This window comes from Allobosea sp. 05L423, from assembly GCF_056397745.1.
Map to the genome: position 1 here is coordinate 120,681 of NZ_JBFTOA010000011.1, position 20,749 is coordinate 141,429.

The 20,749-nt window shown below is 66.6% G+C and carries 20 protein-coding genes; 13 read left to right on the forward strand and 7 right to left on the reverse strand.

The genetic code is table 11. The features are described 5' to 3' along the window. The first annotated feature begins 8 nt into the window (after positions 1-8). The 6 genes from AC1DNE_RS21250 to iolB all read left to right on the forward strand — a co-directional run bounded on the left by AC1DNE_RS21250 (position 9) and on the right by iolB (position 7,874). The gene (locus tag AC1DNE_RS21250; RefSeq protein ID WP_476765861.1) at positions 9-812 is read left to right on the forward strand and encodes an SDR family NAD(P)-dependent oxidoreductase; all 804 of its coding nucleotides are present in this window, start codon (positions 9-11) and stop codon (positions 810-812) included. 215 nt (positions 813-1,027) lie between these two features. Next, entirely contained in the window at positions 1,028-1,894 is an 867-nt protein-coding gene (locus tag AC1DNE_RS21255; RefSeq protein WP_441472957.1) for a MurR/RpiR family transcriptional regulator, read from the forward strand. A gap of 110 nt (positions 1,895-2,004) precedes the next feature. After that, positions 2,005-3,939 carry a bifunctional 5-dehydro-2-deoxygluconokinase/5-dehydro-2-deoxyphosphogluconate aldolase gene (locus AC1DNE_RS21260; protein ID WP_476841179.1) on the forward strand — a complete coding sequence of 645 codons (1,935 nt, stop codon included), beginning with the start codon at positions 2,005-2,007 and terminating at the stop codon, positions 3,937-3,939. Between the two features lie 172 nt (positions 3,940-4,111). Continuing rightward, positions 4,112-5,962: a 3D-(3,5/4)-trihydroxycyclohexane-1,2-dione acylhydrolase (decyclizing) gene (iolD, locus tag AC1DNE_RS21265; RefSeq protein WP_476765863.1), complete on the forward strand. Its 1,851-nt coding sequence runs from the start codon at positions 4,112-4,114 to the stop codon at positions 5,960-5,962. A gap of 118 nt (positions 5,963-6,080) precedes the next feature. Next, positions 6,081-6,965, forward strand: a complete 885-nt coding sequence (iolE, locus tag AC1DNE_RS21270) for a myo-inosose-2 dehydratase (protein ID WP_476765892.1) — start codon at positions 6,081-6,083, stop codon at positions 6,963-6,965. A 111-nt stretch (positions 6,966-7,076) separates the two neighbouring features. Then, entirely contained in the window at positions 7,077-7,874 is a 798-nt protein-coding gene (iolB, locus tag AC1DNE_RS21275) for a 5-deoxy-glucuronate isomerase (RefSeq protein ID WP_476765864.1), read from the forward strand. A gap of 68 nt (positions 7,875-7,942) precedes the next feature. Here the strand turns inward: iolB and AC1DNE_RS21280 are convergent, their stop codons facing one another. Continuing rightward, complete coding sequence (locus AC1DNE_RS21280) at positions 7,943-8,257, reverse strand: hypothetical protein (RefSeq protein WP_476765865.1); 315 nt, start codon at positions 8,255-8,257, stop codon at positions 7,943-7,945. 249 nt (positions 8,258-8,506) lie between these two features. Here AC1DNE_RS21280 and AC1DNE_RS21285 point away from each other — a divergent pair, with 249 nt between their 5' ends. After that, positions 8,507-8,809, forward strand: coding sequence for a hypothetical protein (locus AC1DNE_RS21285; protein ID WP_441472962.1), 303 nt, complete (start codon positions 8,507-8,509; stop codon positions 8,807-8,809). A gap of 107 nt (positions 8,810-8,916) precedes the next feature. Here the strand turns inward: AC1DNE_RS21285 and AC1DNE_RS21290 are convergent, their stop codons facing one another. Continuing rightward, positions 8,917-9,582, reverse strand: coding sequence for a hypothetical protein (locus tag AC1DNE_RS21290; RefSeq protein ID WP_476765866.1), 666 nt, complete (start codon positions 9,580-9,582; stop codon positions 8,917-8,919). Between the two features lie 195 nt (positions 9,583-9,777). On the opposite strand from AC1DNE_RS21290, the gene AC1DNE_RS21295 reads away from it, so the two are divergent. The 3 genes from AC1DNE_RS21295 (at position 9,778) to AC1DNE_RS21305 (ending at position 12,572) form a co-directional block, all read left to right on the forward strand. Further along, on the forward strand, positions 9,778-9,987 hold the full coding sequence (locus AC1DNE_RS21295; protein ID WP_441472964.1) for a hypothetical protein: 210 nt from the start codon (positions 9,778-9,780) through the stop codon (positions 9,985-9,987). A 153-nt stretch (positions 9,988-10,140) separates the two neighbouring features. Continuing rightward, the gene (locus tag AC1DNE_RS21300) at positions 10,141-10,461 is read left to right on the forward strand and encodes a polyhydroxyalkanoic acid system family protein (protein WP_441472965.1); all 321 of its coding nucleotides are present in this window, start codon (positions 10,141-10,143) and stop codon (positions 10,459-10,461) included. 209 nt (positions 10,462-10,670) lie between these two features. After that, a complete protein-coding gene (locus tag AC1DNE_RS21305; RefSeq protein ID WP_476765867.1) occupies positions 10,671-12,572 on the forward strand; it encodes a cation:proton antiporter domain-containing protein in 1,902 nt (633 codons plus the stop codon). Between the two features lie 64 nt (positions 12,573-12,636). Here the strand turns inward: AC1DNE_RS21305 and AC1DNE_RS21310 are convergent, their stop codons facing one another. From AC1DNE_RS21310 to AC1DNE_RS21320, 3 genes are all read right to left on the reverse strand, one after another. Continuing rightward, positions 12,637-13,056 (reverse strand): DUF3830 family protein, encoded by a 420-nt coding sequence (locus tag AC1DNE_RS21310; protein ID WP_476765868.1) that lies wholly within the window; start codon positions 13,054-13,056, stop codon positions 12,637-12,639. Between the two features lie 140 nt (positions 13,057-13,196). Then, entirely contained in the window at positions 13,197-14,267 is a 1,071-nt protein-coding gene (locus AC1DNE_RS21315; RefSeq protein WP_441472968.1) for a patatin-like phospholipase family protein, read from the reverse strand. Then, positions 14,264-15,049 (reverse strand): 3-hydroxybutyrate dehydrogenase, encoded by a 786-nt coding sequence (locus AC1DNE_RS21320; RefSeq protein ID WP_441472969.1) that lies wholly within the window; start codon positions 15,047-15,049, stop codon positions 14,264-14,266. Before AC1DNE_RS21320 ends, AC1DNE_RS21315 begins: the two co-directional genes overlap by 4 nt. Before the next feature lie 112 nt (positions 15,050-15,161). Between AC1DNE_RS21320 and AC1DNE_RS21325 the strand changes: the two genes are divergently transcribed. The 3 genes from AC1DNE_RS21325 (at position 15,162) to AC1DNE_RS21335 (ending at position 19,061) form a co-directional block, all read left to right on the forward strand. After that, positions 15,162-15,704, forward strand: coding sequence for a Fur family transcriptional regulator (locus tag AC1DNE_RS21325; RefSeq protein ID WP_441472970.1), 543 nt, complete (start codon positions 15,162-15,164; stop codon positions 15,702-15,704). 38 nt (positions 15,705-15,742) lie between these two features. Then, complete coding sequence (gene ispG, locus AC1DNE_RS21330) at positions 15,743-17,017, forward strand: flavodoxin-dependent (E)-4-hydroxy-3-methylbut-2-enyl-diphosphate synthase (protein ID WP_476765869.1); 1,275 nt, start codon at positions 15,743-15,745, stop codon at positions 17,015-17,017. Between the two features lie 79 nt (positions 17,018-17,096). Continuing rightward, positions 17,097-19,061: a potassium transporter Kup gene (locus AC1DNE_RS21335; RefSeq protein WP_441472972.1), complete on the forward strand. Its 1,965-nt coding sequence runs from the start codon at positions 17,097-17,099 to the stop codon at positions 19,059-19,061. Positions 19,062-19,206: 145 nt separating this feature from the next. Here the strand turns inward: AC1DNE_RS21335 and AC1DNE_RS21340 are convergent, their stop codons facing one another. Both AC1DNE_RS21340 and AC1DNE_RS21345 read right to left on the reverse strand, forming a co-directional pair. Then, positions 19,207-20,130, reverse strand: a complete 924-nt coding sequence (locus AC1DNE_RS21340; RefSeq protein ID WP_476841180.1) for a DMT family transporter — start codon at positions 20,128-20,130, stop codon at positions 19,207-19,209. A 96-nt stretch (positions 20,131-20,226) separates the two neighbouring features. Continuing rightward, a complete protein-coding gene (locus AC1DNE_RS21345; RefSeq protein ID WP_441472974.1) occupies positions 20,227-20,709 on the reverse strand; it encodes a MarR family winged helix-turn-helix transcriptional regulator in 483 nt (160 codons plus the stop codon). Positions 20,710-20,749 lie beyond the last annotated feature (40 nt).

Consider the following 20,749-nt stretch of genomic DNA (forward strand, 5'->3'; position numbering starts at 1 on the left):
GACCTTCCATGGCCGACCGGCTGAAGGGCAAGATCGCGATCGTCTTCGGCGCCGGCTCCTCCGGCCCCGGCTGGGGCAACGGCAAGGCCGCCGCCGTCGCCTATGCCCGCGAGGGCGCCGGCGTCGCCTGCATCGACCTGAACCTGGCAGCAGCGGAAGAGACCGCCGCGATCATCGCCGGAGAAGGCGGCAACGCCCTGGCGCTGGCGGCCGATGTCACCAACCTCGCCTCGGTCGAGGCCTGCGTCGCGGACGCTGCGCAGCATTTCGGCCGCATCGACATCCTCCACAACAATGTCGGGGTCACCCATATGGGCGGCCCGGTCGAGCTGTCGGAGGAGCAGTTCAACGCCTCGCTCCAGCTCAATCTCGGCTCGGTCTATCGCTGTGCCAAGGCCGTGATTCCGCAGATGCTGAAGAGCGGCGGCGGCGCGATCGTCAACATCTCCTCGCTCGCCGCCATCCGCTGGACCGGCTATCCCTATTTCGCCTACTACGCCACCAAGGCGGCGGTGAACCAGGCGACGGTGGCGCTCGCGATGCAGTACGCGAAGCAGAACATCCGCGCGAACTGCATCATGCCCGGCCTGATCGACACGCCGCTGATCTACAAGCAGATCTCCTCGCAATACGCCTCCGTCGAGGAGATGGTCGCCGCCCGCGACGCGCAGGTGCCGATGGGCAAGATGGGCACGGCCTGGGACATCGCCAACGCCGCCGTCTTCCTCGCCTCGGACGAGGCCAAGTTTATCACCGGCGTCTGCCTGCCGGTCGATGGCGGTCAGAGTTGCACCGCCGGCCTGCCGGGCTGAGCCACGGCGTCGTTCCCGGGCGAAGCGAAGCGGAGGCACGGGAATCTCGTGCCGGGAAAGCAGCTGGAATCTCCTGCGGCAAGAGATGCTCGGGTCAAGCCCGAGCATGACAGCCCCCTTCCCCGGTCGATTGTTCATTCCCCTATTGGAACGCTTGCTCCATTTCCGCTTCGCTGCCAGAACTGTCGCAACGGGGACGGCAACGGGAATCCAGGATGAGCGAAACCGCCGTTGCGGAACTGCCGCGTGATTTCGACGGCCTGCGCACGCTGATTCTCGCCCAGCGCGAGAGCCTGCCCAAGCGCATCGCCCAGATCGCGGCCTATGCGCTCGACAATCCCGACGAGATCGCCTTCGGCACCGCCGCCAGCATCGCTGTCTCGGCCGGCGTGCAGCCCTCGACGCTGATCCGCTTCGCCCAGCATCTCGGCTTCGACGGCTTCACCAGCCTGCAGGGCGTCTTCCGCGAGCGGCTGCGCGAGCGCAATTCGAGCTATGAGGAGCGGCTCAACACGCTGCGCGCCGGCGAGGACGCGGCCGCCGGCAATCACCGCATCCTCGACGGCTTCCTGACCGCCTCGCGCAAGTCGCTCGACGTGATGAGCCGCTCGCTCGACCACGGAGCGCTCGACCACGCGATCGCGACGCTGGCCGAGGCCGAGACGATCTATATCCTCGCCCGCCGCCGCTCCTTTCCGGTCGCGAGCTACCTCGCCTACGCGCTCGGCAAGCTCGAGGTACGCAACCAGCTCGTCGAATCCGCGGCAGGCCTGAGCCCCGAGATCATCTCCTTCGCCACGCCGGGGGATGCCGCCCTCGTCGTCAGCTTCTCGCCCTATACGCCGGCGACGATCGAGGATGCACGCGGCCTCGCCGAGCGCGGCGTGCCGGTTGTCGCCATCACCGACAGCGCCTTCTCGCCACTCGCCAGTTTCGCCCAGACCTGGTTCGAGGTGGCCGAGGCGGATTTCGGCGGCTTCCGCACCCTGTCCTCGACCATGGCGCTGGCCATGGCGCTCGCCGTCGGCATCGGCGATGCCCGCCGCGCCGGGCGCGGCCGTCGCCGCCGCTCGCGTGAGTAGGAACAAGTATTCCGCATTGACGGCGTAATGGAATTATTATTTCATACCGTCAGCGCGGAGCCGTTCGGCCGACCGCGCCTCACAAGAAGCGACAAGGCCTGGAGGAACATATGACGGGACCGCTCGGCGGATCGGCGCAGGCGCTCGACGTCATCACCATCGGCCGCGCTTCGGTCGATCTCTACGGCCAGCAGATCGGCTCGCGGCTGGAGGATGTCACCAGCTTCGCCAAGTCGGTGGGCGGCTGCCCGGCGAACATCGCCATCGGCACGGCGCGGCTCGGCCTGCGCTCGGCCCTGCTCACCCGCGTCGGCAACGAGCAGTTCGGCCGCTTCCTGCGCGAGCAGCTCGCCCGCGAAGGCGTCAATCTCGACGGCCTCAAGACCGACTCCGAACGCCTCACCGCACTCGCCATCCTCTCGGTCGAGAGCGACAAATCCTTCCCGCTGCTATTCTACCGCGAGAACTGCGCCGACATGGCGCTGGAGGAAGGCGACATCGACCCCGCCTTCATCGCGAAGGCCCGCGCCGTCGTCGTCACCGGCACGCATTTCGCCCGGCCCAAGCCCGAGGCCGCCCAGCGCAAGGCGATGAAGCTGATGCGCGAGAACGGCGGCAAGGTCGTGCTCGATATCGACTACCGACCTAATCTTTGGGGCCTTGCCGGCCACGACGCCGGCGACAACCGCTACATCGCCTCGCAGGCCGTCTCCGAGCGGATGAAGACCGTGCTGCCCGGCTGCGACCTGATCATCGGCACCGAGGAAGAGGTGCTGATCGCCTCGGGCGAGAGCGAGCTCTTGCAGGCGCTGAGGACGATCCGGTCCCTCACCCCCGCCACCATCGTGCTCAAGCGCGGCCCGATGGGCTGCATCGTCTATGAAGGCGCGATCCCGGACGATCTCGAGGACGGCATCGTCGGCAAGGGCTTCCCGATCGAGGTCTACAATGTGCTCGGCGCCGGCGACGCCTTCATGTCCGGCTTCCTGCGCGGCTGGCTCGGCGGCGAGAGCCTCCAGACCGCCGCGACCTGGGCCAATGCCTGCGGCGCCTTCGCCGTCTCGCGCCTGCTCTGCTCGCCGGAGAGCCCGACCTTCGAGGAATTGCAGTATTTCCTCAGGAACGGCAGCCCGCACCGCGCCTTGCGCAAGGACGAGGCCATCAACCACATCCACTGGGCGACGACGCGCCGGCGCGACATCCCCTCGCTGATGGCGCTCGCCTGCGACCACCGCATCCAGCTGGAAGAGCTTGCCGCGAAGCTCGGCGCCGACCCCGCCCGCATCCGTGACTTCAAGGTCCTCGCAGTCAAGGCTGCCGCCCGCGTCGCCGATGGCCGGCCCGGCTACGGCATGCTGCTCGACGAGAAGCATGGACGCGAGGCGATGTTCGAATTCGCGCGTCATCCCTTCGCCTGGCTCGGCCGCCCGGTCGAGCTGCCGGGATCGCGCCCGCTGCGCTTCGAGACGAGCCAGGACATCGGCTCGCTGCTGCCGGAATGGCCGGTCGACCACTGCATCAAGGCTCTCTGCTTCTATCACCCGGACGATTCCGAAGAGCTGAAGCAGACACAGCAGGACAAGCTGCGCGGTCTGTTCGAGGCTGCGCGCAAGGTCGGCCGCGAATTGCTGATCGAGATCATCGCCAGCAAGAACGGCCCGCTGGGGCCGGACACGATCGCTCGCGCGATGGAGGAGATCTACGCGCTGGGCATCAAGCCGGACTGGTGGAAGCTCGAGCCGCAATCCTCTCCAGCCGCCTGGGCGGCCATCGAGAAGACCATCGCGAAGCACGATCCCTGGTGCCGCGGCGTGCTCCTGCTCGGGCTCGACGCCCCTGCCGAGGAGCTGGAGGCAGGCTTCGCCGCCACGGCCGCCGCCCCCATCGTCAAGGGCTTCGCCGTCGGCCGCACCATCTTCATGGCCGCAGCGGAAGGCTGGCTCGCCGGCAAGCTCGACGACGAAGCCGCCATCGCCGACATGGCCCGGCGTTTCGAGGCACTGACCGACCTCTGGCTTGCCACGCGCGGCCGCAAGGCGGCGTAGGCTCGGTGCTGCACTTTCATCCTCGCGGGTCATCCCGGACAAGCCGCGATAGCGGCGCCGATCCGGGATCCATTCCGGAGCTTTCATCGGTTAGGCTCCGGAATGGATCCCCGGTCTCGCTTCGCTCGTCCGGGATGACATCGTTACTTGTTATAGAGAGTCGGAAACCGACATGACTCGTACCGTCCGCCTCACCATGGCGCAGGCGCTGACGCGCTATCTCGCGGCGCAGATGACGGAGGTCGACGGGCAGCGCCTGCCGATCTTCGGCGGCGTCTGGGCGATCTTCGGGCATGGCAACGTCGCGGGCCTCGGCGAAGCGCTATGGCACGAGCGCGAGCGCCTGCCGACCTTCCGCGCCCATAACGAGCAGGCCATGGCGCATGCGGCCATCGCCTATGCCAAAGCGAACATGCGCCGCCGCTTCATGGCCGCGACCACCTCGATCGGCCCCGGCGCGACCAACCTCGTCACCGCCGCGGCGCTCGCTCATGTCAACCGCCTGCCGGTGCTGCTGCTGCCGGGCGACGTCTTCGCCAATCGCATTCCCGATCCCGTCCTCCAGCAGGTCGAGGATTTCGGCGACGGCACCGTCTCGGCCAATGACTGCTTCCGCCCCGTCTCGCGCTATTTCGACCGCATCACCCGGCCGGAGCAGATCATCCCGGCGCTGGCCCGGACCATGCAGGTGCTGACCGATCCGGCCGAATGCGGGCCGGTGACGCTGGCGCTGTGCCAGGACGTGCAGGCGGAAGCCTACGACTATCCCGAGAGCTTCTTCGCCGAACGGCTCTGGACACCGCGTCGCCCCCGGGCGGACCGCGACGAGCTGAAGGCTGCCGCAGCAGCTCTGAAAGGCGCGAAGAAGCCTCTGATCGTCGCGGGCGGCGGCGTACTCTATTCCGGCGCTTCCGACGACCTCGCCCGCTTCTCGGCCACGACGGGCATTCCCGTCTGCGAGACGCAAGGCGGCAAATCCGCCCTCCCCGACGATAGCCCGCTCAACATGGCTGCGGTTGGCGTCACAGGCACGGGAGCTGCGAACCGCTTGGCCGCCGAGGCGGACCTCATCCTCGCCATCGGCACCCGCCTGCAGGACTTCACCACCGGCTCCTGGGCGCTGTTCGGCGCGCAGCAGAAGACGATCATCGGCCTCAACGTCCAGCCCTTCGACGCTGGCAAGCACCGCGCCCTGCCCCTCGTCGCCGATGCCCGCGAGGGCCTGGCCGAGCTGGCGGAGATCATCGGCGGCTGGAAGGCGCCCGAGAGCTGGACAGCCGATGCCAAGGCCGGCAAGGCCGACTGGCGCGAGGAGGCAGACAAGGTCACCGCTGCCACCAACGCGGCGCTCCCCTCGGACGCGCAGGTCATCGGCGCGGTCCAGCGCGCGCTGGGCTCGGACGTCGTCCTGCTCCACGCTGCCGGCGGGCTGCCCGGCGAATTGCACAAGCTCTGGCAGGCCGGGGCACCCGGCTCCTACCACGCCGAATACGGCTTCTCCTGCATGGGCTACGAGATCGCCGGCGGTCTCGGCGCCAAGATGGCGCGCCCCGACAAGGAAGTCATCGTCATGGTCGGCGACGGCTCCTATCTGATGCTGAATTCCGAGATCGCGACCTCGGTGATGCTGGGGCTCAAGCTCACCATCGTCCTGCTCGACAATCGCGGCTTCGGCTGCATCAACCGGCTCCAGAACGCGACCGGCGGCCAGAGCTTCAACAACCTGCTCCGGGATTCCCGGCACGAGACGCTGCCGGAGATCGACTTCGTCGCCCACGCCGCCAGCATGGGCGCGATCGCGACCAGGGCCGCCTCCATCGCCGAGCTTGAAGCCGCGCTGGCGCAGGCGAAGACCAACAGCCGCACGACCGTCGTCGTCATCGACACCGACCCGTTGATCTCGACCGGCGCCGGCGGCGCCTGGTGGGACGTTGCCGTGCCTGAAGTCAGCGAGCGCGATCAGGTGCGTGCAGCGCGGGCGAATTACGACGAACGACGCAAACAGCAGCGCGTCGGTGAATAACAGGCCGTCATCGCGAGCGTAGCGAAGCAATCCAGGAGACGTCGAGCTCCACGAGACCTGGATTGCTTCGCTACGCTCGCAATGACGGCGGCAACCATGAATGAGAAAGACCCGACACATGATCCGCATCGGCGCGAACCCCATCGGCTGGTCGAATGACGACATGCTCGAGATCGGCGGTGACATCCCGCTCGAAACCTGCCTGAAGGAGGCGCGTGAAGCCGGCTTCACCGGCATGGAACTCGGCAACAAGTTCCCGCGCGAGGCCGCCCGGCTGAAGCCGATCCTCGACGCCCACGGCCATGCGCTGGTCTCCGGCTGGTATTCGACCGAGCTGCTCGTCCGCGACGTCGCCGCCGAGATGGAAGCGGTGAAGGCTCATGCGACGCTGCTGCGCGACATGGGCTGCTCGGTGCTGATCGCTGCCGAGACCTCGAACGCGATCCACTCCGACATCACCAAGCCGCTCTCGGCCCGCCCCGTGCTGCCCAAGGCCCGCTGGGACGATTTCGGCGCGCGCTACACCAACTTCGCCGAGGCGGTGAAGGCGGAGTACGGCCTGCAGCTCGTCTATCACCACCACATGGGCACGGTCGTGCAGACCGAGGCCGAGATCGACCGGTTCATGGGCGTCACCGGCCCGGCCGTCGGCCTGCTGCTCGACACCGGCCACGCCACCTGGGGCGGCGGCGATCCCGCTCGCATCGCCCGCCACTGGAAGGCGCGCATCCACCACGTCCACTGCAAGGATATCCGCGAGGAGGTGATGTGGCGTTCCAATCGCGAGGACTGGTCCTTCCTCGAATCCGTCCTCGCAGGCGTCTACACCGTGCCGGGCGATGGCCTGATCGACTATGTCCGCGTGCTGAGAGAGCTCTGGGACTATTCGGGCTGGATCGTGGTCGAGGCCGAGCAGGACCCTAAGAAGGCCGAGCCAGCCGCTTACGCGAAGCTCGGGCATGCCAATCTGGCGCGCTTCATCAAGGAAGCGGGCCTGGTCTGAATACAACGTCATTCTCGGGCGAAGCGAAGCGCAGACCCGAGAATCTCTTGCCGGAGATGCTCGGGTCGAGCCGAGCATGACGAGCCCACCGAGAATGCGCTGGAGAGCCCCATGTCCCATCTCAAGGTCAAGCCCAACGGCTCCCACGGCCACGTCACCCATGTCACGCCGGAGAATGCCGGCTGGACCTATGTCGGCTTCGATCTGCACCGCCTGAAGCCGGGCGAGACCGTCTCCGCCCCGACCGGCGATCGCGAGACCTGCCTCGTCTTCGTCACCGGCAAGGGCAAGGCGGAAGCCGGCGGCAAGGAACTCGGCGAGCTCGGCCAGCGCATGAGCCCCTTCGAGGGCAAGCCCTGGTCGGTCTATGTTCCGCAAGGCTCGGACTGGTCCGTCACCGCCACCACCGATCTCGAACTCGCGGTCTGCACGGCCCCCGGTCTCGGAGGCGGCTTGCCCGTGCGCGTCATCGGACCGGACGATCTCGGCCAGGAGATTCGCGGCAAGGGTTCCAATACCCGCCACGTCACCAACATCCTGCCGGAAGGCGAGCCGGCGGATTCGCTGCTCGTCGTCGAGGTCATCACCCCCGCCGGCAACACCTCGAGCTACCCGCCGCACAAGCACGATCGGGACGACCTGCCGCAGGAGTCCTATCTTGAAGAGACCTATTACCACCGCCTCAACCCGCCTCAGGGCTTCGGCTTCCAGCGCGTCTACACGGATGACCGCAGCCTCGACGAAGCCATGGCGATCGAGGACGGCGACGTCGTGCTGGTGCCGAAGGGCTATCATCCCTGCGCCACCTGCCACGGCTACGATCTCTACTATCTCAACGTCATGGCCGGCCCGAAGCGGACCTGGAAATTCCACAACGCCGCCGAGCATGAGTGGCTGCTGAAGGGCTGATTGCCGGCTCCGCGCGGGCGCCTGGCTCAGGCCCCCGCCCTCTTACCGGAACGAGCCGGCCACCCGGCTCACCGGACGCACTTGTAGACCGTGCCCGATGTGTCCGGCCCCTTCCACTTGATGTCGGCGGCGCTGGAGACGACATGGCTCCCGCCCATCTCCGCCGCCCTGATCTTCAGACGCGTCACGATCGTATCGCGCGCCGTATCGGTCAGCAGCACCGAATGCAGATCGGACTTGCCGTCGATCACGCCGAGCTTGGTGCAGCCCTCCACCACGCTCTGCGTATCCGTGACCACGACCGCGCTGCTGCGCGAGGTGTGATAGGCGCAAGCTCCCAGAAACAAAGCCGGCAGAAGAAGGAAGAAACGCGGCATCGACATGGTCCAGACTGTCCTGATCGGTTTGGCCATCATGTTCCGCTGCTGTCGCGCAAATGCAAGCCCGGATCTGTGCATGCCCCTTCGGGTTCCTTCACCAGATCGGGGTTCACTCAATTTGAGCGGAATTGTGCGGCTATTGAATGATTTCGGCTGTGCGAACTTTAACGCAAGACCTGAGACATTCTTGACCTGCAACGACGGCTGCTCTTAAGTCCCCGCAGGCCAATGGGAGGCTGAAAAGGATAAAATATGCGTAGCATTCTGATCGTCGGCGCGATGGCCGCTCTCCTCGCCGGTTGCCAGACCGCGCAGGAGTCCATGGCTGACGCTGAAGTCACCTGTGAGGCCCAGGGCTTCCGTCCCGGCACCCGCGCTTACCAGCAGTGCCGCTCGGCGAACTATGTCGAGAACCGTCGCGCTTCGAACGAGGCCGGCAACGCGGTCGCCGCCGGTGTCGCGGCGGGCGTCGTTGGCGGCGCGATCGCGGCCGGCGCCAGCCGCAACTACTACTACGGCCCCGGTTATTACGGCCCGCGCCGCTACTGGTGGTAACAATTGAGCGGCGCCTCCCGGATGCGCCGCGCAAGCAATTTGAGAGCCCTGCGACGCCTCGCGCCGCAGGGCTTTTCCTTATGCGCTTCCGAAACCCCTGATTCCGCTCAGCGCTTGGTCGAGCGCCTGCGGGCCGGAGCGGGCGCCGGCTCCTCCCTGCTCGAGGCCGAGGCCAGCAGAGAGCCGATCACGTAGACGGCGAGTCCGAGCCCGACCAGGGCGGCCATGGGCTCGCGCTCGGCCCGCTTGACCAGCATGCGCCCGCCCGTGTCGGCGTATTCACGCGCTCGCGACGCATAGTCGTTGGCGCGATCCGCATAGTCGTCCGCAAGGTCGCGGCGGGCGCTCAGCCAGTTGCTGCCGGCCTTCAAGGCACGGCTTCCGGCTTCCGCGGCGTCGGAGCCGTAGTCATTGAGCCAGCCACGCACCCGGCCATAGTCGGGCTGATACCGCTCCCAGCGCGAGACAGGCCGGCTGCGCAGCGTAGCCCAGGCGATCAGCCCGATGCTCACGGCACCGAGACCGAGCGTCGCGAGCGGATGCCGCTCCACCGTCCGCGCCACGGCTTGCCCGCCTTCGCGGGCCGTCGCGATCGGGTCGGCCTCGTCCCAGGCTTCCCTCGCCCGCTCATAGCCATCCTTCACGGTCTCGCTCGCCTTGTCGGCCATATCCGCCGCCTTGCCGCGCAGCGTGCTCACCGTGGACTCGACCTGATCCTGAGCTTCCTCGGCAGTGGTAGGCACATCCGGCGGAAATCTGTTGGCGATCGCCATGGCGGTCTCTCCGTTTCTGAAAGGGGGCACGGCCATGGAACGAGGGACGGAGCGGCTGGGTTCCCGCCGACGCGCGAAAAGACGGCCGACGCGAAAAGCCATGGGTCATCATTCTTCGCTGTTCGGCCATAACCCGGTCATGTTTGGATGCGATCTCCCCGGGAACAGGGGCAATCAACGAGAAGGAGACGCTATATGCACGTTCAGCACCTCCAGATCGCACATCCCTCGGTTCTCTCGGATCCGGAATGGATCGCGCTGGAAAGCATCGAAGAAAAGACCCAGCATTTCATCTTCGACGATACGATGCTGCTCGCCTTGCGCGATCGCGGGCTCGTCGAGACGGATGGAGCCGCGTGGCACGTCACGCAATCCGGTCAGCAGCGCCTGAGCGAACGCAGCTGAGCTCCCGGCAGATCGCCGGGCTCTCTCGCGCTTATCTTGCAGGATTATCTTGTCGATCGTCACGCCCGCTTTTCGGCGGGCTTTCGGCGGCGCTGGAAAATCTCCGGCGCCGTCGCCATGTCCGGCTGCAGTTCCACTGCTCGATGAGGCGCCATGGGCAAGCCCGTCTCCATTACCATCTCGCATGATCTCGGCCGCGAGGCCGCGCTCAACCGCCTGCGCAGCGGGATCGATCGCATCCGCGACAGGCTCGGCATGGTCAGGATGCAGCTCGTCGAGGAGCGTTGGGAGGGCGACAGCCTGCATTTTGGCGTCGGCGCGCTCGGCCACACGGTCCATGGGCGCGTCGAGGTCGAGGAGCGCCTCATCCGCGTCGAGGTGACGCTGCCCTGGATGCTCGCCGTCTTCGCCGAGAAGCTGAAGATCGGGGTCGAGAAGCAGGGCCAGGTCCTGCTCGAGAAACCCAAGGCGTAGGACTTACCCGTCATTCGCCGTTTGCGTCTCGGTCACCCGGCCGCCGACGTCGCTTCCCCATGTCCGCGGCTCACGCCGAAGGGACAGAAAATTCGCCATGGCAAGCCTAAAAGACGTACGTCTTTCGGTTGAAATCGGCGGTCTCAGTCCCCATGCTCCGAAACGTTCCAACATTTTCGATTTCTTGACGTTTCGGATTCGGGAGACCCATGCATCACGGCCCGCTGATCGCCATCATTGTCGCGGGCCTAGGCCTTGCTTTCGTCTTCGGGGCGCTTGCCCAAAAACTGCGGATTTCCCCCCTCGTCGGCTATCTCGTCGCCGGCGTCGCCGTCGGCCCGTTCACGCCCGGCTTCGTCGCCGATCAGAACCTCGCCAATGAGCTGGCCGAGATCGGCGTCATCCTGCTGATGTTCGGCGTCGGCCTGCATTTCTCCCTCAAGGACCTGCTTTCGGTGAAGGCGATCGCCGTGCCCGGCGCCGTCGTCCAGATCGGCATCGCCACGCTGCTCGGCCTCGGGCTCGGCACCCTGCTCGGCTGGAGCTGGTTCTCCGGCGCGGTCTTCGGCCTTGCCCTCTCCACCGCCTCGACCGTCGTGCTGCTGCGTGCCTTGCAGGAGCGCCGGATGGTCCAGACCGAGCGCGGCCGCATCGCCGTCGGCTGGCTGATCGTCGAGGATATGGCCATGGTGCTGGCGCTGGTACTGCTGCCGGTGCTGGCCGACATCATCAACGGCGGCTCGCAGCCGGGCGCGAGCGCGCCGCTGGCGACCCGCTTCGACCTCGGCATCTGGGGCGTAATCGGCCTGACCTTCGCCAAGCTGATCGGCTTCCTCGCTTTCATGCTCGTCGTCGGGCGGCGCGTCATCCCCTGGGTGTTGCACTGGGTCGCCCATACCGGCTCGCGCGAGCTCTTCCGCCTCGCCGTGCTCGCAGTCGCCCTCGGCGTCGCCTATTCGGCCGCCACCCTGTTCGGCGTCTCCTTCGCGCTCGGCGCCTTCTTCGCCGGCATGATCCTGTCGGAGTCGCCGCTCTCGCAGCGCGCAGCCGAGGAGACGCTGCCGCTGCGCGACGCTTTCGCGGTGCTGTTCTTCGTCTCGGTCGGCATGCTCTTCGACCCCGGCATCATCCTGCGGGCGCCGGGTCCGCTGATCGCGACGCTCGCCATCATCCTGATCGGCAAATCCGTCGCGGCCTGGATGATCGTGCGCGCCTTCGGCCGCTCGAACGCGGTCGCGCTCACCATCTCGGCCTCTCTCGCGCAGATCGGCGAGTTCTCGTTCATTCTGGCCGGGCTCGGGAGCGCGCTCGGAATCCTGCCGGCCCAGGGCCGCGATCTGATCCTGGCCGGCGCGATCCTGTCGATCCTGTTCAATCCCGTGATGTTCGCGCTGGCCGAGCGCCTGGCTTCGGAGCCCCCCGCGACGGCGAAGCCAAAGCCAAAGCCCGCGCCTGCTCCAACCGAGCCGGCCGCGGCGGAAAAGGCCGCGGCTCCTGTTCCCCAGCCCGAAACACCGCCGGAGCGCGACATCACTCCCACCAGCCTCAACGATCATATTGTCGTGGTCGGTTACGGCAGGGTCGGCAGCCTGCTCGGTGCCGGCCTGCTGGCGCAGGGCTCGAAGCTGCTCGTGATCGAGGACAATCCGGACGCGGTCGAAACCGCGAAGCGCGACGGCGCCGAGCTGCTCGTCGGCAATGCGGCCGACCCCGAGGTACTGTCCGCGGCGGCGGTCGGGCGCGCCATCCGCCTCTTCGTCGCCATCCCCGGCAGCTTCGAGGCCGGCCAGGTCTGCGAGCAGGCCCGTGCCGAGAATCCGACCCTGCCGATCGTCGCCCGCGCCCATTCCGATGCGGAGGTAGCCCATCTCACCAAATGCGGCGCGACGTTGACGATCATGGGCGAGGCCGAGATCGCGCGGGCGATGCTGGGCCTGTGCCAGAACCTGGCCGCCACGGCACAGCCTGAGGCCGAAGCGGAAACGAAGGCCGCGCCGCCCGAGACGCAGACCGACGAGGCACTACCAACCGAAGCGGCCGAGCCCCGCATGTTGAGGCCGCGCAAGCCGGCGGCGGAGAGCCCGCCGGAAGATCCGCCGGCCGCCGCGTGAACGAGAAAGGGCGGGACGCCATGCGTCCCGCCCTTCTTGTCTCAACCCGTGCGCTGGACGCGGCTCAGCCGGCCAGCTCGAAGCGGATGTCCTGCGCGCCTTCCCAGAGGGTCTTGCGGCCGAGCGCGTAGAGGTTCTCAAGCCCCGAGGTCAGGGTAAGGAAGTGGTTGCCGGAGAGGACACCGGCCTTGCTGGCGAATTGCACGCCGCCATAGGCGAGCAGGATCTCGGTCTCGCTCACACCGCCCGGATAGAGGATGATCTGGCCCGGAGCCGGATAGGCCGTGTTGTTCTCGTAGCCGACGCCGAAATCGAGATCGCCGAGCGGCATCCAGACGCCCTCGCCACTCCAGCGCACATGCACGATCTTGCTGACGAAGGGCAGGTGCCGCAGGAAGGCGGCGCAGGTCTTCGGCGCGGCCTCGAGCTCGAGCTTCGCGTCGAAGCTGTAGGGGCCGGCGGTGACGATCAGCTTGCTGCTCATGGAAAATCCCTGTCCTTCTGAAAACGGGTCCCTGACGGTGAATGGCATTTCGCCTCGCCCTCGCGCAAGCGCGGTCCCGGGAACAGGTGAGACGCCGGAACGCGAAGAATCCTGCAATCAGCGGACTGGGTTCGGGAACCTCAGGTGATCGCCTCCCGGAGGTCGAGCGTCTCCGTGTGGCCGATCGCGGCATAATTGCGCTTCAGCCAGCGCTTGGCCGCCCCACGGCCTATGTCCCGCAGCCGCAGCAGGAATGACCAGTCGGCGTTCATCCGTGACGAGGAGGTCAGTTCGGCCAGCGGCGGGCCGCCGTCGATCCGGTGCATCAGCACGCGCTTGTACTCGTCGCGCGGCACCTTGCCGGCATCGACGAGCCGGTTGACGAAATCGATGGCGCGCAACTCGCGCAGCAGCGAGGCGTTGAAGGTGATCTCGTTGATCCGGTCCTGGATCTCGCGCGCCTTGGTCGGCAGCTCCTTGCGCTGGACCGGGTTGATCTGCACCAGCAGGATGTCGTCGCAATCAGCCTTGTAGAACAACGGGAACAGGGCCGGGTTGCTCATGTAGCCGCCGTCCCAATAGGCCTCGCCGTCGATCTCCACGGCCTGGAAGACCATCGGCAGGCAGGCTGACGCCATCACATGGTCCGGGGTCAGGTCCTTGCCGTCGAACACGGCGATCTTGCCGGTACGGACATTGGTCGCGGCGATGAAGAGTTTCACCGCGTCGCAGGCCCGGACCTTCTCGAAATCGATCAGATCGGCGACGACGCCGCGCAGCGGGTTGATGTTGAGCGGGTTGATGTCGTATGGGCTCGCGACCTTCGAGAACATCTCCAGGAAGAGCAGGCCGGGCGGCGTGCCGTCACGGCCCCAGGAACCGAGCATCGTGTCGAGCAGCGAGCGCTCCGAGCCAGCATATTTGCCGTCGACGCTGACCGCCCGCCAGAAGGCTTCAAGCTTGGCGCGCGCGCCGTCGGCGCCCCCGTCGATCCAGCCTTCGACCAGCACCACAGCATTCATCGCGCCGGCGCTGGTCCCGGTCAGGGCCTCGATGCCGAGGCGCCCGTCTTCGAGGATGACGTCGAGCACGCCCCAGGTGAAGGCGCCATGGGCGCCTCCGCCTTGCAGGGCCAGCGAGACCGTCTTTTCCGCCTTCGGCCCGGCCAGTCCCTTGACCGGCTCGGCCTTGCGGGAGGGGCGCCCGCTCACGCGGCGGTCCAGCCGCCGTCGATTGGCAGGGTAGCTCCCGTGATCGACTTCGCCGCGTCAGTGCAAAGGAAGACGGCGAGCGCCGCGACCTGCTCGACCGTCACGAACTCCTTGGTCGGCTGGGCGTCGAGCAGCACGTCGTTGATGACCTGTTCCTTGGTCATGTTGCGCGCCTTCATCGTGTCGGGGATCTGCTTCTCGACCAGCGGCGTCCAGACATAGCCGGGCGCAATGGCGTTGACGGTGATGCCCTTGGTCGCGACTTCCAGCGCCACCGTCTTGGTCAGCCCGGCGATGCCATGCTTGGCGGCGACATAGGCTGATTTGAACGGCGAGGCTACGAAGGCATGCGCCGACGCTGTGTTGATGATGCGGCCCCAGCCCTTCTCCTTCATCTTCGGCAGGGCGGCGCGTATGGTGTGGAAGGCTGAGGACAGGTTGATCGCGATGATCTGGTCCCACTTTTCCAGCGGAAACTCGTCGATGGGCGAGACGTACTGGATGCCGGCATTGTTGATCAGGATGTCGATGGCGCCGAACACCTTTTCGCCCTCGGCAATGAAGCCGGCGATCTCGGCGGGCTTCGTCATGTCCGCCGGCGAGAACAGCACCTTGACGCCGAACTCCGTCTCCAGGTCGGTGCGCAGCTTCTCTGCATCGGCTGGCGGGAGGATGCCGTTGATGACGAGATTGGCGCCCTCGGCACCAAGCGCGCGGGCGTAGGCGAGGCCAATGCCGGAGGTCGAGCCGGTGATGGCCGCAGTACGGTCTTTGAGGAACATGAGCGTCAAGGCCCCTGACAATCGAGGAGAAAATGCTTAGGTTCGGGCTGAACGTGGCAATGCCGCAACGACAGGCACTCGCAAGTTGCCCGATGACTCTTTGCAACGCAACATGACGAAAATGCAGCCAAACGCGCATACGCATGACAACCATGTGCATCATACGCATGACGGAGATTGTCGCCATGCGGAGGATCATCGCCGCCACGCCGCCGAGGCGCTGGCGCGCGCCGAGCGGATCTGCCGCGAGCGCGGTCTTCGCCTCACTCCGATCCGGCGGCAGGCGCTGGAAGCGCTCCACGCGGACCATCGTCCGGTCGGCGCCTACGACCTCGCTGACCGCATTTCGCCGAAAGGCGGGCGGCGCCTCGCCCCGATCTCGATCTACCGCGCTCTCGATTTTCTCGTCGAGCAGGGTTTCGTCCATCGCCTCTCCTCGAAGAACGCCTATGTCGCCTGCCTTCACGGCCATGGCGCGAACGAGGTCGTAGCCTTCCTGATCTGCGAGGTCTGCGGCGGCGTCGATGAGGATTCCTCGCCCGCCATGAAGAAAGCGGTGGCGGCCATCGCCGAAACCCGGCAATTCTCGCCCTCTCATCAAATGGTCGAGATCGTCGGCCGCTGCGAGCATTGCCGGAACGCCGCTTCGTCATGAGGCTGTCAGAAACCATGAAAACGCTCTAGAGCAGCCGCATGAATGAGCGCGCCTTCTCCCATCTGACCCCGGAACGCGCCGGCCCGCTCGCCCGGCAGCTCACCGTGCCGGTCAAGGTCGGCCACGTCGTCGTCGGCGGCGGCGCGCCGATCGTCGTGCAGTCGATGACTAACACCGACACGGCCGATATCGCGGCTACGGTGGCCCAGGTCGCCGCGCTCGCGCGGCAAGGTTCGGAGCTGGTGCGCATCACCGTCGACCGCGACGAGGCCGCTGCCGCCGTGCCGAAGATCCGCGAGCGGCTCGACCGCATCGGCGTCGATGTGCCGCTGGTCGGCGACTTCCACTATATCGGCCACAAGCTGCTGGCCGATCATCCGGCCTGTGCCGAGGCGCTGGCGAAGTACCGGATCAACCCCGGCAATGTCGGCTTCAAGGACAAGAAGGACAAGCAGTTCGCCCAGATCGTCGAGATGGCGATCCGGCACCGCAAGCCCGTCCGCATCGGCGCCAACTGGGGCTCGCTCGACCAGGAGCTGCTCACCGCCCTGATGGACGAGAACGCCCGTGCCCAGCGCCCGCTCGATGCCCGCGCCATCATGCGCGAGGCCATGGTGCAGTCGGCGCTGCTCTCGGCGGAGCGTGCCGAGGAGCTCGGCCTCGCCCGCGAATACATCATCCTCTCGGCCAAGGTATCGGGCGTGCAGGACCTGATCACCGTCTACCGCATGCTGGCGAGCCGGGCGAACTACGCCATCCATCTTGGCCTGACCGAAGCCGGCATGGGCTCGAAGGGCATTGTCTCCTCCTCGGCCGCGCTCGGCATCCTGCTGCAGGAAGGCATCGGCGACACGATCCGCTATTCGCTGACGCCGGAACCGGGCGGCGACCGCACGCTCGAGGTCAAGACGGCTCAGGAACTGCTCCAGACAATGGGTTTCCGCGCCTTCGTGCCGCTCGTCGCGGCCTGCCCCGGCTGCGGGCGCACGACGTCGACCGTGTTCCAGGAGTTGGCGCGCGACATCCAGAACTGGATTTCGACCTCCATGCCGGAATGGAAGACGCGCTACCCCGGCGTGGAGAACCTCAACGTCGCGGTGATGGGTTGCATCGTCAACGGCCCCGGCGAATCGAAGCATGCCGATATCGGCATCTCGCTCCCGGGAACCGGCGAGGCGCCGACCGCGCCGGTCTTCGTCGACGGCAAGAAGGTCGCAACCCTCAGGGGCGCCGGCATTGCTGAGGAGTTCAAGACCATGGTCGCGAGCTATGTCGAGCGGCGCTTCGGTGCCGGGCTCGGCGCCTCCAACTGAACCCTGCCTTTGCGCGCCGTTCGCATTATGCTAGAGCCCCCGGCCTTTCGCTGCACCGCAGCGTGTGCGGAGATCCCTGATGGGGCATGAGAAGCCGAATCCTGCGACCGTCCGGCCAGAGGATTCCCGTTTCGGACTCGACGATGGCCAAGGCCAGGCTGCGAGCCAGGGACACGGCAGGACCGGCTTCGCCGCTCTGGCTTTGGGCGCGCTCGGCGTCGTCTATGGCGATATCGGCACGAGTCCGCTCTATGCGCTTCGCGAAACGATCCTCGCCGCGACCGGCGGACAGGAGAACGTCACGGTTCCGCCGACCGTCGTGATCGGCGTCCTCTCGCTGATCCTGTGGTCGCTCGTCGTTGTGGTGACGCTGAAATATGTCGTGCTGCTGATGCGGGCCGACAACAATGGCGAAGGCGGCATCCTGACCCTCGTCGCGCTCGCCCAGCGCAGCCTCGGCCGGGCGCGCAGCCATGTCGCGCTGCTGCTCGGCATGATCGGCGCCGGCCTGTTCTACGGCGACACCGTCATCACCCCCGCCATCTCGGTGCTCTCGGCGATCGAGGGCGTCAAGCTGATCACCCCGGCCCTCGACGATTACATCCTCTGGATCGCCTCGGTGATCCTGATCGGCCTTTTCGTGATGCAGAGCCACGGCACCCATCGCGTCGCGACCTTCTTCGGCCCGATCATGCTGGTCTGGTTCCTGACGCTGGCCGGGCTCGGCATCTACCACATTGCCGACGATCTCAGCGTTTTCCGCTCGATCAACCCCTATTACGCCCTGCTGTTCTTCCGCGACCACGCCGGCGTCTCGCTCGCCGTGCTCGGTTCGGTCTGTCTGGCCGTGACGGGTGCCGAAGCGCTCTATGCCGATATGGGCCATTTCGGCCGCGGCCCGATCCGTGGCGCCTGGCTCTACGTCGTCTTTCCGGCGCTGTGGCTGAACTATCTCGGCCAGGGTGCGCTGATCCTGTCCGACCCGAGCGCCATCGACAACCCGTTCTATCGCCTCGCGCCGCAGGGCCTGCTGCTGCCCTTCGTCATCATGGCGACGGTGGCGACCATCATCGCCAGCCAGTCGGTCATCACCGGCGCCTTCTCGCTGACGCGGCAGGCGATCCAGCTCGGCCTGCTGCCGCGCATGGAGATCCGCCACACCTCCGAGCAGACCTCGGGCCAGATCTACGTGCCGCGCGTCAACCTGCTGCTGCTCGTCGTCGTGCTGATCCTGGTCTGGTCGTTCCGCACCTCCTCCAGCCTGTCGCACGCCTACGGCATCTCGGTCTTCGGCACGATGGTGGTTTCCTCGCTGCTCGCCGCCATCGTCATCCGTCGCCACTGGGGCTGGAGCCTGCCGGCCACCGCCGCGCTCATCCTCCCCTTCCTGCTGGTCGACGTCTCGTTCTTCTCGGCCAACATGCTGAAGCTGTTCCACGGCGGCTATGTGCCGGTGCTGCTCGCCATGGCGCTGACGCTGGTGATGTGGACCTGGATGCGCGGCACCAAGATCCTGTTCGACAAGACCCGCAAGACCGACGTGCCGCTGCTCGAGCTCGTCACCATGCTGTCGAAGAGCCCGCCGGCCCGGGTGAAGGGCATGGCAGTCTTCCTGACCAGCGACCCGGAGACGGCGCCGGCCTCGCTCCTGCACAACCTCAAGCACAACAAGGTCCTGCACGAGCGCAACGTCGTCCTGACCGTGCGCTCTGCCGACACCCCACGCGTGCCCGAGGAAGAGCGTGTGCGCCTCGCCCGCATCACCGACGACTTCTGGCGGGTCGACATGGTCTATGGCTACATGGAAAGCCCGAACGTGCCCAAGGGCCTCGCCATGCTGCGCAAGCAGGGCTTCAAGTTCGACATCATGTCGACCTCGTTCTTCCTGTCGCGCCGCTCGATCAAGCCCTCGCCGCAATCCGGCATGCCGATCTGGCAGGACAACCTCTTCATCGGCCTGACCAAGAGCGCGACCGACGCGACGGACTTCTTCCAGATCCCGACCGGCCGCGTCGTCGAGGTCGGCACGCAGGTCACGGTCTGAACGGCTCCCCCGCCCCAAGGGGGCGTCATGCTCGGGCTGGCCCCGAGCATCTCGTGATCCAGAAGGGCTGATTTACCCGCGCTTCTCTTTCATGGAGATTCTCGGGTCGTCGCTGGCGCGCCGCCCGAGAATGGCCGCTGCAATCTCAGTCCAGCCGTGCCGAAGCCGCTTCCTGCGGCACATGCCGCACACGCTCGCGATAGAGCAGATAGAGCCCCGAGGCGATGACGATCCCGGCGCCGGCAAAGGTCCAGCGATCCGGCCACTGGCCGAAGACGAGCCAGCCGAGCAGCACCATCCAGACGATCTGCGAGTAGATGAACGGCGCCAGCACCGTGGCCGGTGCGAGCCGATGCGCCAGGATCAGCAGCCAGTGGCCGACGCCGCCGAGCACGCCGACCAGGACCATCAGCAGCCAGGGCAGCAGCCCCTGCGGCGTCTCCCAGATCCAGGGCAGCAGCGGAACCGTGGCGAGCGTTCCGGCGGCGCCGGAATAGATCATCGTCGTTTCCGATGAATCATGGGCCGAGAGCACGCGGGTCGACAGCGCGTAGAAGGCGAAGCAGAAGCAGCCGAGCACGCTGAGCAGCGCGGCCGGATGCATGCCGCCGATGCCCGGCCGCGTCACCACCAGCACGCCGAGAAAGCCGACGGCGATCGCCACCAGCCGGCGTGGGCCCGGCCATTCGCCGAGGAGCGGCCCGGAGACCAGCGCCACGAGAAACGGCGCCGCGAACATGATCGAAATCGTCTCGGCCAGTTGGAGATAGCGCAGGGCGATGAAATTCAGCGCGGTCGAGGCGAGCAGGAGCAGCGAGCGCCCCCATTGCAACCAGGGGCGCTTGGTCCGCAGCACGCCGGGATGCGTCCACGGATTGATCAGGGCGAAGACCAGGATCATGCTGCCGGCGTAGCGCGCAAACACCACCTGCAGCGGGTTCATCGACTGCCCCAGCCATTTCGCGCTGGCATCGAGCATCGAGAACAGAAGGACGGCCACGCCCATCAGGCCTATGGCCGCGAGCCGGGCTCGCCCCGCTTCGGAAGAGGCCTCGGATGGCAGGGGCACGTCCGGTTTCGCCATGCTCTGGAGGAATGACAAAACCAGATTGAACCGATTTAGAAGCCTTCGCCAGTGCAGGAGCGCATGCGTTCCATGCAGAAATCAGGCGTCGCTATCGGCCTCGTCGATATCGCTGTCCGGGTCGTCGTGATCGGCGCCGGCCTTGGACAGGCCTTTCGCCGCCTTGCGCAGCAGCTTGCGCAGTTGCTTGCGCTCCTTGCCGTCGAGCTTGTCGAGAAGTTCCTCCTCGACGTCGTTCCAGACGGCATCGAGCTCGATTGCGGTCTTCTGCCCGGCTTCCGTCAGGGCAACCTGGACCAGTCGGCCGTCACGGTTGCCGCCTTCGCGCGTCACCAGCCCCTGCAGCGACAACCGCCCGATCGTCTTCGACACGGTCGGCGGCTTCACGCGCAGCAGCGAGGCGAGCTCGCCCATCGTCATCGGCGCCGGTTGCAGCGCCTTCAGCGCCTGCTCCTGCCCTGGAAACAGGCCGAGCCCGTTCAGCCTCTCGCCCATCCGCGACCGATGCAGCCGGGCGGTGACGAGCAGTGCACGGCCGACGCTTTTCTCGATTGCCTTGGTCATAGGTCGATCCTTCGGGCCGATCCTTGGACGGATAAGCAGA